Annotated in this window: 6 protein-coding genes and 3 pseudogenes; 4 read left to right on the top strand and 5 right to left on the bottom strand. The window is 58.7% G+C overall.

Annotated elements, in window-relative coordinates; genetic code table 11:
- Positions 1-15 precede the first annotated feature (15 nt).
- Together hisC and ABVQ20_RS29245 are read left to right on the top strand one after the other, a co-directional pair.
- A complete protein-coding gene (gene hisC, locus ABVQ20_RS29250; protein ID WP_354463197.1) occupies positions 16-1,164 on the top strand; it encodes a histidinol-phosphate transaminase in 1,149 nt (382 codons plus the stop codon).
- 86 nt (positions 1,165-1,250) lie between these two features.
- Positions 1,251-2,279 (top strand): LLM class flavin-dependent oxidoreductase, encoded by a 1,029-nt coding sequence (locus tag ABVQ20_RS29245; protein ID WP_354463196.1) that lies wholly within the window; start codon positions 1,251-1,253, stop codon positions 2,277-2,279.
- A 382-nt stretch (positions 2,280-2,661) separates the two neighbouring features.
- Here ABVQ20_RS29245 and ABVQ20_RS29240 read toward each other — a convergent pair.
- The 3 genes and pseudogenes from ABVQ20_RS29240 to groEL all read right to left on the bottom strand — a co-directional run.
- Positions 2,662-2,965: pseudogene (locus ABVQ20_RS29240) on the bottom strand (site-specific integrase); the annotation flags it as partial.
- Between the two features lie 161 nt (positions 2,966-3,126).
- The gene (locus ABVQ20_RS29235) at positions 3,127-6,816 is read right to left on the bottom strand and encodes a Ulp1 family isopeptidase (RefSeq protein ID WP_354463195.1); all 3,690 of its coding nucleotides are present in this window, start codon (positions 6,814-6,816) and stop codon (positions 3,127-3,129) included.
- Between the two features lie 566 nt (positions 6,817-7,382).
- A pseudogene (groEL, locus tag ABVQ20_RS29230) lies at positions 7,383-7,583 on the bottom strand (chaperonin GroEL); the annotation flags it as partial.
- A 59-nt stretch (positions 7,584-7,642) separates the two neighbouring features.
- On the opposite strand from groEL, the pseudogene ABVQ20_RS29225 reads away from it, so the two are divergent.
- Positions 7,643-7,966, top strand: a pseudogene (locus tag ABVQ20_RS29225) (IS66 family transposase); the annotation flags it as partial.
- Entirely contained in the window at positions 7,929-8,492 is a 564-nt protein-coding gene (locus tag ABVQ20_RS29220; protein ID WP_354463194.1) for a sugar O-acetyltransferase, read from the top strand. The pseudogene ABVQ20_RS29225 and the gene ABVQ20_RS29220, both read left to right, overlap by 38 nt.
- Positions 8,493-8,921: 429 nt before the next feature.
- Here ABVQ20_RS29220 and ABVQ20_RS29215 read toward each other — a convergent pair whose 3' ends face one another.
- Both ABVQ20_RS29215 and ABVQ20_RS29210 read right to left on the bottom strand, forming a co-directional pair.
- Positions 8,922-10,826 (bottom strand): ABC transporter ATP-binding protein, encoded by a 1,905-nt coding sequence (locus ABVQ20_RS29215; RefSeq protein WP_354463193.1) that lies wholly within the window; start codon positions 10,824-10,826, stop codon positions 8,922-8,924.
- Complete coding sequence (locus tag ABVQ20_RS29210; RefSeq protein WP_354463192.1) at positions 10,826-12,688, bottom strand: ABC transporter ATP-binding protein; 1,863 nt, start codon at positions 12,686-12,688, stop codon at positions 10,826-10,828. Before ABVQ20_RS29210 ends, ABVQ20_RS29215 begins: the two co-directional genes overlap by 1 nt.
- Between the last annotated feature and the right edge of the window lie 44 nt (positions 12,689-12,732).

The following is a 12,732-nucleotide window of genomic DNA, read 5'->3' as shown; positions in this document are numbered from 1 at the left end:
AAATTGGAGAAAAATATGTCCGATGCAAAACTGCAAAGTGTGCTTTCGTCTCTTTCGGAAGTGGCGAGACAGTTAGAGGCTCTGCTGTCAGGCAGGCTGGCGACGGATGCAAGTTGCATCAAGCTAAACAAGAATGAGAACCCATTTCCGTTGCCGACAATCATAATGCAAAGCGCGATTGCAGCCCTCGAACGGCAGCATCTATATCCAGAAGACGACAACATCAGCTTGAGGGAAGCAGCCTCCAATGCCTACGGCGTCTCCAAGGATCAGGTGATCGCCGGTAACGGATCGTCTGAACTGCTCGGGCTTATCTACAGAGCTTTCCTTGCCCCAGGCGACAGCGTGGCGATGATGTCGCCAGGGTTTTCGTTCAACGGCAAACTTGCCATGTTGCAGGGCGCTCAATTTCTCGAAATCGAATGGGGCGAAGCTCTTTCCTTGCCAATAGCAGAATTGCTTTTCGGTCCTGCCAAAGACGCCAAGTTCATACTGTTGGCCAATCCGAACAATCCGACCGGAACGTTTGTTCCTGTAGCAGATATCGAACGTCTCGTAGATCAATCAGACCGCTTGATCGTCCTGGATGAAGCCTACGTCGACTTTGCACCAGATAATGGTCTGCGCCTCATCGATCGTTATTCGAACCTTCTGGTCTTAAGAACATTTTCGAAAAGCTATGCCGCCGCAGGCATTCGCGTCGGTTTCGGTTTCGGTCACCCTGAAATTATTGGCAGGCTGCGCAACATCCAGAACGTCTTCAACATGAATGTGATCGGGCATGCGGTTGGTATCAGCATCCTTGCGCATCGCGCCGCCTATGCGGAGAACCACAGACACATCAAGCATGAACGGCAGCGAGTGACCTTGGCGCTGTTGCAACTTGGATTCTCCGTAATACCTTCGCATGCGAATTTCTTGCTCGCCCGTGTACCATCGGGACAGGACGGCTTATGGTGGCAAGCAGCCTTGGAAAGACAAAAGCTCCTTGTTGCCTTCTTTCCTGACAACGGTTTGCAAAATTACATTCGCATCAGCATCGGTACAAAAGAACAGATGGATGCATTTCTTGCGGCCGCGCGAGATATTTCTGGGAGCTTAAAGACGCCAAGGTCCAGACGTTGGGCAGCATCAGACTCTGCTTCCGCGCCACGCGGGCGGTAATCCAAGCGATCACACACCTCTATATCTTTGAATTTCTTGATCATCGCACGCAAGAGAACTTCCCGCGTTAAACTTGGAGAAATCGAGTGACAAACGCCTTTCCTTCAGCCCTGACCTTCGGCATCTTCGATCACCTGGACGAGGACGGCGGCGATATCGCCCGACATTACGCGGATCGCCTGATGTTGGCAGAGGCGTGCGATCACCTCGGTTTCTATGCATATCATCTGGCAGAGCATCACTGTACCCCACATGGGAGAGGTCCATCGCCAAATCTGTTCTTATCGAGCGTCGCCCAGCGCACCCAGCGCCTTCGTGTTGGCCCGTTGGTAATGCTACTTGCCCTTTATCATCCGCTGCGAGCATTCGAAGAGATCTGTATGCTTGACCAATTGAGCGGTGGCAGGCTCGAACTCGGTATAGGACGCGGCTCTTTCCCCACCGAATTGGGTTACTTCGGGATTGGTGCGGACGCGGCGCCAGGCCAGCATGCCGAAGCCAACGAGATCCTTATGAATGCGATGAAGGGCGGCACGCTATCTTATCAAGGGCTCCATTTTGAACTGAATGACGTTCCTTTGACGCTAAAACCTCATCAGCGGCCGCATCCGCCGACCTGGATCGCCACCAATCGACCCGAGCCGGCAAGCAGGGCCGCGGCTAATGGCGCAAATATCGCGTGCGTGGGACCTTCCTCTTCTGTTCGCAGAATTACTGATGCCTTCCGCGCCGGTCGCGAGCACAAAACTGAGGCGGACGATCGAGCACCATTTCTTGGATTGCTCCGAATGGTAGTGATTGGGCGTTCTGAAGCAGATGCGTATTCGCTCGCGGCTCCTGCTTACGAACGATGGCTTAAGAGCTTTAAATTCCTTTACGATCTCAATGCCATCCCGACTCCACCAAACCTGCCGCTGACCTTCGATGCAGCAATCGAGAGTGAATTGTGCGTAGCAGGATCGGCAGCTTCCGTGCGAAAAGCTCTGCTTGGTCAGTTGGAAGAGGCAGGTGCCAATTACCTTCTTTGTCAACTGGCATTTGGGGATCTGCCGCTAGATGCTTCCCTATACACGGCAACGACGATTCAATCCGAAATCATGGCTCAAGTCGGCTGACCATGAAATTCGCTGTCTGATTGGAGATCAAAGCGTTGTCGCAGCGCTCCATGACGTTCCCCGTGCAGTCTGCGGGACGACCCTGCGTATAATGCCGGGATTGATATTCCTGTATCATTTTGCCGATCGCCGATCCACCGGCACGGTTGGTGGGCACGATCAGCTCGACGCCCCTGAGGCTCCGCGCTTCAGTGCGACAAGCGATCCTTCCACGTCGGGGGGTTCTCTCGATTGGCTATCTCGACGGAATCTGGCGCTGCCGTCCCAGTCGGTGCCGACCGCGATCAGCACCGCCTGGCCCGTGCCGATGCTGGCCTAGCGCAACCTTCGTCGAGGGCGTCGAGGATGAGGTAGGCAAAAAGCTCTTGCAGTGCCGCGCCCGCAATCCTGACGCCCTGGTTAGATTAACACGCAAGCGGTCACGCCGTCGCTGGTGCTTGCGTGTCATCTCTGCCGAGGTGTGGCCAAGCTGCTTCTGAACATAGCGTTCATCAACCTCGGCAGAGGAGGCGAGGCCGGCGCGCAGCGAGTGGCCACAACTTTTGACCACGCTCGCCTTCGTTGAGATCACCGCGCACGCTGGCGGCCAACGCTGCAGGCTTGACCAGCCGCGCCACTTCCTGGTCATTCAGCCGCTTTGCGCCGACAGCTTTACCCTTCCCTGGCACGCGCCAGAATAGCGGCCCGGATCAACCATCTAGCAGCGGCTAGAAAGTAACCAGAAGGGGTCAGTTTCCAACTAACGAACCGGCTCAAGCCGTCCCACTCCGCGGGTTCATTTCAGTAATCGCAGGCAAACCTCACGATGGCCAGGTGGGGCCTCATGCGGGCTCCGCCGAGCGCGTCATCAAATTCGCGAGAGTCGCTCCTGGAGTGCCCGCCGATCGGTGACGAGATTTGCGAGACTGCGCTGTGGCTGCGGTTCTTCTCCCAACCGTCGAGCCAGCTCCCGCGTGCCATCCAGCACAAAGACGCCGCAATCATAACCGTTCTGCTGCTGGGCCATGCCGACTGGCTGGAGGTCGGCGCCCAGCCTTGCCGCGAACTCTTCTGCGATGGTGCGGTGGAATGGGCGGTAGGAGTCGTAGTGATAGGCGATCGGGTTTTCCCGGTCGCTGCGATCAACGAGCAGCAGCGACCAATGCATGCCGCGGCGATGAGGATCAGCAGCACTGGCATCGTTCACTGGCAGAAACAGGTAGTCGGCTGTATCGCTACCACCACGGCGGTCATGGACGATGCTCCGGAATGCGCGTAGCCAATCGGCCCCCGCGGCTAAGCGCAGATGATGGGCTACGAGGGGATCCACGAGTCGCGTCCGGGCAGCCAGTTCCGGATGCAGCTCGTCGTGCAGGAGGTTGTAACCCGCCGCGATATGCTCGTCGCCCAGCCACTGCTCGTCGCCCAGCCTCAATAATCCGCCTCCATCCGTCGGCGGCCCAACTCGATGATGGATGAGATGAACCCGCCCGTCCGCCTCCTCTAGCTTGGCTGCGTAGACCTCACCGTGGATGGTGAAAGTTGTCGCTTTGCCGAACCGGGTCGGCAGGAGACCGTAGCTCTCCAGGATGTAGCTCAGAAGCTCCGAGGCCAGTTGGGAGCCGTGGCGCCAGTGCTCGCCGACGATCTCTCCGACATCGAGTAAATCCGGTGCGCGAGCTGATGGCCCAACAGACGACGGCGGGACGTACGGCAGTGTAGAGTGAGCGTCGTCGCGCAACTCATGCGGTGTGGACGCATTCAGATCAACCATTGATCCAATACCGCTCAATGACTCAAGACCGCTGTAGGTGCCTGCCGGAGCCCTGGCAGACGACAATGGTGCGGCAATGTCCGGCGCCGGCGCAAAGTGAGCGTCGTCACGCAACTCATCCGGTGTGGGCGCATTCAGATCAATGATTGATCCAACACCGCTCAATGACTCAAGACCGCTGTAGGTGCCTGCCGGAGCCCTGGCAGACGACGATGGTGCGGCAACGTCCGGCGCCGGCGCAAAGTGAGCGTCGTCACGCAACTCATGCGGTGTGGGCGCATTCAGATCAGTCATTGATCCAATACCGCTCAATGACTCAAGACCGCTGTAGGTGCCTGCCGGAGCCCCGGCAGACGACAATGGTGCGGCAATGTCCGGCGCCGGCGCAAAGTGGGCGTCGTCACGCAACTCATGCGGTGTGGGCGCATTCAGATCAACCATTGATCCAATACCGCTCAATGTCCCAAGACCGCTGTAGGTACCTGCCGGAGCCCTGGCAGACGACGATGGCAGCTCGGGAAAATCGAAATCCGAGGGCAACGACGGCAACGACCATGTGGGGGTCGAATCAGCGGGCCCGCGCGATGAGTCGGGCTGCCAAGCGCGCCCGGCGGGCGAAGCCAGCAGCTCACGGGCTTGCAACTCCAGCGCCGCGTTCGCCTCGACGACTTGCAGGTAATTCCGAAGAAACGTCAAATTGATGCCACGCCTTGTTCCAAGATCTTTCTGGAATTCACGCATATCTTGCTTTAGCACTTCTTGCTGTTGTTGGCTGCCATTTATCCGGTCAACTATGTTCCCCCTCCCTTTCATTTTGAGCCACTCACTGAACCTGCGAAAACGGCTAGCCTGGTCGTTGAAGGGCGTCCTCTGCTTCGCGGTCGCCCCGGGTCCAAGGTCGTGCAGGGCTTGCGTGGTCGCGTCTTTGATTAAGCGGGCATCGTCGGGATAAGGATCCAGGGTATGGCGTCCCCCCGGTCCGATCAATGATCCAAGACCGGTGTAACCTGTTGCAGCCCTGATAGATGACGATGGTGCGGCAACGTCCGGCGCTGGCGCAGAGCGAGCATCGTCACGCAACTCATGCGGTGTGGATGCATTCAGATGAACCAGTGACTCAAGACTGCCATAGATGTCTGATGGAGCCCTGCCAGACGGCGCTGGCAGCTCGGGGAAATCGAAATCCGATGGCACCGACGGCAACGACCATATGGAGGTGGAATCGGCCGGCCTCTGCGGCGAATCGGGCTGCCAAGCACCCCCGACCGGCGAACCCGGCCGCTCAGCGTTGGGCTCGACGACTTGTAGGTAGTTCCGAAGAAACGACAAATTGATGCCACGCCTTGTTCCAAGGTACTTCTGGAAATCCCGAAGATCTTGGTTTAACACTTCTTTGTGCTGCTGACTGCCATTAATCCGGTCAAATATGTTCCCCTTGGCCTCCCTTTTGAGCCAGTCACTGAACCTGCGAAAACGGCTGGCCTGGTCGTTGAAGGGCATCCTCTGCTTCGCGGTCGTCCCGGGTCCAAGGTCGTGCACGGCTTGCATGGTCGCGTCTTTGATGAGGCGGGCATCATCGGGATAAGGATCCAGGGCCTGGCGTCCCATGCAATGGGGTCCAGGTCCGAGTTGTTCGATTTCTTCACTTCCAGGCGCACTCCTTCGGAGATTAGTCAGCGCCGACACGAGGCGGTCCTCAGGGTCACCGCCGTGGTTCTTGTACTGCAGAACATCGCTGCTTAGCGATTCCTCGTGAAGCCGAGAATGCATTGACGCTTTGTTCTTTTCACAGAGCCACTTAGCGAATTTCTTAACATGGGAGATATTAGCTTTGATGGTCCCTTCGGGAATGTTGAGCTGCCTGGCTGAAGCCTTGAACCTCTCCAGGAAGTCCGCGTCTTCGGGATGAAGACCCAAATTCATAGTGCGACGTCGGATATCTGTCACCGGTTGTCCGGCATCGGCTGCCCGCAACTTTCTCAATGCGCTCCTGATTTCCTGATTAATCTCCGCATAACGCGCGGCATCGGCATCCAACGACTCGTCGTTAAGCCGGCCGGCTATCGGCGGCCAGCCCCTCAGGTGAAGATAGGCACTGAAGCCGCGAAGATGGCTTGCCGTATTCGCGGCATTACGGGGGTCCAGGCGGTCGCGCACGGCTGCGCCCCTGAACATGGAAATGAGTTCTTCGTCTTCCCTGTAGGGCTCGATCTCGCGGCCGCGCTTGGCGAAATCCATGCGAAGCTTTGAAGAAATGACCGTGTCCGACGTTGAGCCGCCGAATGATTTTTCGCTGCAACCTCGGAACGCTTTCCCGATCCCTGACTTAATGCGCGACCACAGTCCAAGATTTTCGCCATCCTTCGTCTGCATTATGGGTCGCACGTCAGACGGCGAGGTGTAGCGCGTGCTGCTGAACAGGTTGGACCGCGACGGCACCTGAGTTGAACCGCCGAGGTGGGCGCGAGGGATGTCTATGCTGTGACCTGCGCTGTCGAACAGGCCGCCCCGCTGCGGCCCCCCGATCAAACCGCCGAGGTCCCCGCTCCGAATCGCTCCACCGCGCTCTACTGGACTCGCGTCTGGCGAACCAGCCTCTGCGGAGCCCTTATCGGAGGAACTCAACTGCAACTCATCAAGCCACCGCTCAAACCTCACTTGCGTGCTCGCGTTGCCGGTTTGTTGCCCCGCCTGCTGCTGCGCCCGGAGGTCGGCGTCCTGCTGGGCGAATTCTTGTGGAGCGAAGGGGCTCAACTGCAACGGGCTGAAATGAGAACCATCCATACTGCTCTCCATTTGAGACTTTAGGCTCTTGGCAAGTCTAGGCGGCCGCGCTCAGATTTGACGCAAGGGGATAGAGCCGACAGATCGAAGGCGGCGCAGGTTTCACGCGGGAATTGACTGCCGAAGTCGGAAATAGCAAACAGCAACCCATCGGTGCTGCCACCTACCCCGATTTCAAATTGCTCCGAGCGCTCCGACGTTCAATTCCGTTGCAGTCAATTGGCGACATCGCCGTCTAGATATCCAGGTTCTACGCTAGGGGGGTTACCTTTCGAGAAGCTGACGAGTCTCAGAAAGAAAGAAAGAAAGAAGATGAGCCAATTGACATCACATTGACCTCTTCCGCCGGTGTATTCTCAATGTCTCCATTGGAAGGTGAGAACGGCCTGGTTGCGGTCCATGACGCCGACGCCGGGATCGATGTCGGCTTCGGCCGGGTAGGGCTTCATCATACGCTGGCAGAAGCCGGGAGCTTCGAATGCCTGTAGACTTGATCTGCCATCGCCAGTTGGTCCAAAAAATTTGGTTAAGAATTTCGTTATCGACGCGGTCTTCTTTTCTTTGACTTTGACTTTGACTTTGACTTCCGTCGCGCCACCGCCGACGCGGATGACTGCAACGCCGCCGGCGAGCTTCGCCAGACGTTCCTCCAGCCTCTCCTTGTCGTGGTCCGAGGTGGTCTCCTCGATCTGCTGCTTGATCTGGGCGACGCAGCCCTGGATCTCGGCCTCCTTGCCGGCGCCGTCGACGATGGTGGTGTTCTCCTGTCATTGGGATGTGTGAGCGTAGCGTGGTGAAGGGGACGGGCTAAGCGACCGTCGCCCAGGCCCTGGGATCCACACACACCGATCACATACCGCTCTATCGTCAGGCGCAAATCCAAAAGCGGCAAGGAAGAGCCTCGACCGCTGGACACTTGCCGACTGGGTTGCTAGTGCCGCCTGGCAGCTACGTCCGGTGCATCAGCAATGCTCGAACGAAGCTGGTCGCCGACGAGACTACCGCCCCGGTTTTTGAGCCGGGGCGCGGCAGGACTAAGACACAAACGTTCCCGAGGGCAATCCGCCATGCACTCCTACACCACACCACGGGACACGATCTGACGAGGAACCATGATACGCAGTCAAAAAGAGAAGATGCTCGCAGGTGAGCCGTACAGTGCGGCGGATCCGGAGATCCAAGCTGACCTGCTGGCCACCGGGGCTTGGCTGAAGCGGTACAATGACACGTTGGGCCAAACCGCCGAGCAGGGGCATGCGCTCCTGTCCGAGCGGCTAGGAGAGGTTGGGCCCGGAGCGGTCATCCGTCCGCCCTTCTATTGCGACTACGGCTTCAACATCCGCCTCGGAGCCCATGTCTTCCTCAATTTCAACTGCGTCATCCTTGACGTGGTAGAGGTGATGATTGGCCAAGGAACGGCAATTGGGCCTGCCGTGCAAATCTACACCGCAGATCATCCGCATGATCCCGAGCAGCGGCAGAGTGGGCTGCAGTTCGGGCGCCCTGTCCGCATTGGCAGCCGTGTCTGGATCGGCGGTGGGGCAATCATTCTCCCGGGCGTCACGATTGGCGATGATGCGGTCGTGGGCGCTGGCAGCGTGGTCACTCGAGATGTTCCCGCAGGGGCAACAGTCGTGGGAAGTCCGGCTCGGGTGCAAGGGGTTCAAAGTCGTTGAACTTGGCGGTTTGTGCCACGCTCCGAGCTATGCCGAATGGCTGTGTAAAGCAACCCGTCAATTACGCGCAATTGCGGCCGGTTGCGGGGTCCGCCCCGCTTACATTCGGGCATAATCTCGGGTCTTACACCGCCTCGAGGAAGGCCAGGTCCTTAAGCAGCGCCGACTGCAAAGTGGTGCGCATCGTTCCTTCCATCCTTTGCCGACATATCGCGCATGGCTCCAGTGTCGGGATGGACAGCATTCTTGTTGAGCCTGATCAGCTCGGAGACGCATCGCGTAATGCGCGACGAGGATGGCGAGGCAGGCTGGGCGGCCGTGCGCGATTGTAGCGCCCGCCGACCGTGTCGCCGACAAGCACACAAGCTACAACGATCTCGTTGGCCTCAACCGAATGGAACGGGTCACCCCAACATGGCCGACCAGACATCAGGTCCGGGACCCCGCTAGTGCGGTGGTATCGAGTTTCTCTTCGGCAATGTCGTCGAAGGACGCGTAGTTAAGATTGTAGAGTTTGGAATAGAGCCCACCCATGGCCATCAGCTTGTCGTGGTTGCCGCTCTCAATGACCTGCCCATTCTGAAGTACGATGATACGGTCGGCGCCGCGGATCGTTGCAAGGCGGTGGGCGATGACGAGGCCAGTGCGGCCTTCAAGGAGCTTCCTCAGAGCGTTCTGAATCAGCATTTCCGTGTAGCTGTCGATGTTGGCGGTGGCCTCGTCAAGGACCAGGATCTTGGAGTCGGCAACGAGAGCGCGGGCGAAACTGATAAGCTGGCGTTGGCCCAGAGATAGGTTGCCACCGCGTTCGCCGAGTTGGGCTTCATATCCGTTGGCAAGGCTCATGATGAAGTCGTGGGCGCCGACCGCCTTGGCGGCCTCGATGACCTTGTCGCGCGTGGCTTCCGTCTTATGGTAGCGAATGTTTTCGAACACCGTCCCGGTGAAAAGGAACGGCTCCTGCAGCACCATGGCGACTTGGCGGCCGAGCGATTCCTGAGTGAGATCGCGCACATCATGCCCCCCGATGAGCACCTGCCCCCGCTGAACATCATAGAAGCGGTGGACGAGGGCCATCGCGCTCGATTTGCCCGAGCCGGTCGGCCCGACCAATGCGACCGTCTCGCCGGGATTGACCCGGAAGGAGATATTTCTCAGCACCGGATGGTTGGGATCGTAGCCGAACGTGACGTCCCTGAACTCGACCGAGCCGTCCATTTCCGGCGAAAGCACCCTAGCATCCGGTTTGTCCTGGACCTCGATCTTAACGTCGAGCACATCGGTCAGGCGCCTGCCGGAGGCCATGGCGCGCTGCATGACCGAATATTGCAGGGTGAGTGAGCGAATTGGGTCAAAGAAGCGCTGGATGTAGAATAGGTAGGCGACCAATACGCCCACTTCGATGCGACCATTCATGACCATGGAGCCGCCGGCCACGATGACGACGGCCATGGCGAGGCCGGTGAGGCCATCGACGATCGGCACCATGACCTGTGCATATCTGGCAGCGATCAGGTGAGCCCTGAGGTCGGCATGTGCCTTGTCGTCATAGAGAATGAAATTCACCTGCTGGCGGTCCATGGACTGGACGGTGCGCACGCCTTGAATGGCTTCGGCAAGCGCGCCGTTGACGACCGAATTGGTCTCGCGTGCAGCCATGAAGGCTTCGCGGGCACGCGGCAACCAGACGATGCGGATGATCAACAGAGCCGGCAAGACCGAGAGCGTCAGGAGGCCCAGGCGGAAGTCGAGCCACAGCATCACGAAAACGATGCCGAACAGAAGCGCAATATCGCCTACGGAATAGATTGAGGTTTCGAGAAATTCATGGACGGAGTTGACGTCGCCTTGAAGGCGGGACATCAGGCGTCCGACCTCGGTCTTGTCCATGAAGGAGAGCGAAACCCTCTGCAGATGGCCAAACATGGCGCGGCGGATATCGAAGAGGACGTTCACGGCGATTTTCCCCACCACGGTTTCCTGCGCGTAGGAGGCGCCGAAATTACCCAGAATGGCGAGAGCGAACGCGCCGGCGGCCGTAAGTAGCGCGGAGCGATCAACGCCTGCCGGAGTCATGGCGTGGTCAATCGCGTAGCGAATGATCAGCGGGATGAGAAGCTGCGTGCCGATGAAGATCAGCAATGCGGCAACCGAGATGACCACCATGGCGCGGTAGGGACGAACGAAGGCCCAGATGCGCAGAATGATGTTCTTGTCGAAAGCCCGGCCGAACATCCCCTCCTCGATGCGATGGGAGCCGACGACAGCACGCGGGGGGCGTCTACCGTCGTTATTGGGTTCGGTCTCGCATTCACTGGCGTGCCCCTTTGCCATCAGGGCGCGCCTCTATATGCGATCACGATGTCATCACCTGAGCGCAACTGGAGATCGTAAAGGGCCTTATAGCGTCCTCGCTTGGCCAAAAGCTCTTGATGGGTGCCGCGTTCGACGATCTCGCCATTGTCGACAAAAAGGATCTGGTCGGCGTGCATGAGCGAATTGAGCCGGTGGGCGATGACGATCGTCACCCTATCCTTGGCAAGACGTCGTATCGTCGCGCGGATGCGCTGCTCGGTGGCGGCATCGATCGCGGCCGTTGAGTCGTCGAAAACGACGATTGAGGGGCGCAGCATCATGGTGCGAGCTATCGTGAGACGCTGGCGCTGGCCGCCAGACAGAGAGACGCCGCGTTCGCCGACGACCGTCTCGTAGCCTGCTGGGAGGCCGAGGATGTAGTTGTGCAACTGGGCGGATTCGCTAGCGCGCTCAATCCGCTGTTCCTTCGCCCAGGGATCGCCATAAGCGATGTTGTTCTCGATCGTGGTGGTGAAAAGGAATGCATCCTGCTGTACGACGACGATAGCCTTGCGAAGCGTCGCGAGGGTGACCCCGCGGATGTCCTGCCCGTCAAGCGTGATGGTGCCCCCGGTAACGTCGTAAAAGCGGGGGATCAGATGAGCCATTGTCGATTTGCCCGAACCCGGCGGACCGACAATTGCGATCGTCTCGCCCCTACGGGCCTCGAAGGTGATATTCTTCAGAACGGCACTGTTTCCGGTGCCGGAATATGAAAACGAGACATTGTCGAAGCGCAGAGTGCCTCCACTGATCTCGATCGCTCTGGCCCCGGGAGCATCCCTGATCGTGATATCCTGGTCGAGGAGACCGAAAATACGCGAACCGCAAGTGGAAGCGCGGGCAAAGGCATTGACCATCAGACCCACCTGGCGGACGGGCATTTGTAGGATCGTCATGAAGGCCAGGAACGTCGTGAGGGTTCCGACCCTAATCTCGCCGGCGATGAGCTTGTTGCAACCGATCAAGAGGACCAACCCCAGGGCGAAAAAGAAGGACAGGGTCATCGCCGACGTGTTGGGCACGTAGACGTCAACCTGGTCGTGGGCGAGGTCGAGCGCGTTCTTCGAGGCGCGGTCGAACTTCAGCATCTCATAAGCCTGTGCCGAAAAGGCGCGCACGACGCGGATGCCTGCGAGATTTTCCTCCATCACGCGGCTTAGGAGCGAAAGCCGCTCCTGCAGCTCGAGCCAGGTGGCGCGCAGCCTAAGCTGTGTGACCGACGATCGCCAGGCGACGAAAGGCACGAAACTCAGCGCGACTACGCCGAGCACCGGGTCGGTTGAGATCATCGTGTAGGCGCCGATCCCGATCAGCATGGTGAGCAGTAGCAAGCGAACCAGGGCCGTGGAAAAATACGTCCGCACGCCGTCGAGATCGAGCATGCCGAGGGTGATCAGATCACCTGAATGCACCCGGTCGTGAAAGGAAAAGCTGAGGCGCTGGATCTTGTCGTAACAAGCGAGCCGCAGTTCGTACGCGACGTGATGCCCGACGGCTTCGGCAAAATAGTTCTGCGCCATCGTGCAGAGGCCGCGTAGCGCGCTCACGGCGAGCAGCAGGAGAGCCGTGGTCCAGAGCGTTTGTTCTGCAGCGGTCCCCATGACACCGCCCCGGATGACTATCTGGGTCTGGTCGACAGCCCGGCCGAGAAGCTGGGGAATGAGGATCTGGAGGATTGCCGCTACGATCGTCGATCCGAAAGCGAAGGCGACCTGCCGCGGGTGCCGCAAATTCATGCGCGTAATGCGCAGTAGCGTACTCAATCCCCGCCCCAAGCGGGCCACTTCCACATGTGCGGACGAAATGGGAGAGGTCGTGCCAACAGCATCACTGCTCACGGGGTGTGTTCCGACTGAATTTTGCGCCTTCTGAAGCAAGCCGG

Origin of the sequence: Mesorhizobium shangrilense (assembly GCF_040537815.1) — a bacterium.
Taxonomy (GTDB): domain Bacteria; phylum Pseudomonadota; class Alphaproteobacteria; order Rhizobiales; family Rhizobiaceae; genus Mesorhizobium; species Mesorhizobium shangrilense.
Note: the sequence above shows the minus strand (reverse complement) of the source record. Positions and strands in the feature narration are given on the sequence as shown.

Bases quoted from the DNA above. Each gene is read 5' to 3' on its own strand.
- hisC (WP_354463197.1), top strand. From the start codon at position 16: ATGTCCGATGCAAAACTGCAAAGTGTGCTTTCGTCTCTTTCGGAAGTG.
- ABVQ20_RS29235 (WP_354463195.1), bottom strand. From the start codon at position 6,816: ATGGATGGTTCTCATTTCAGCCCGTTGCAGTTGAGCCCCTTCGCTCCA.
- ABVQ20_RS29220 (WP_354463194.1), top strand. From the start codon at position 7,929: ATGATACGCAGTCAAAAAGAGAAGATGCTCGCAGGTGAGCCGTACAGT.
- ABVQ20_RS29215 (WP_354463193.1), bottom strand. From the start codon at position 10,826: ATGGCAAAGGGGCACGCCAGTGAATGCGAGACCGAACCCAATAACGAC.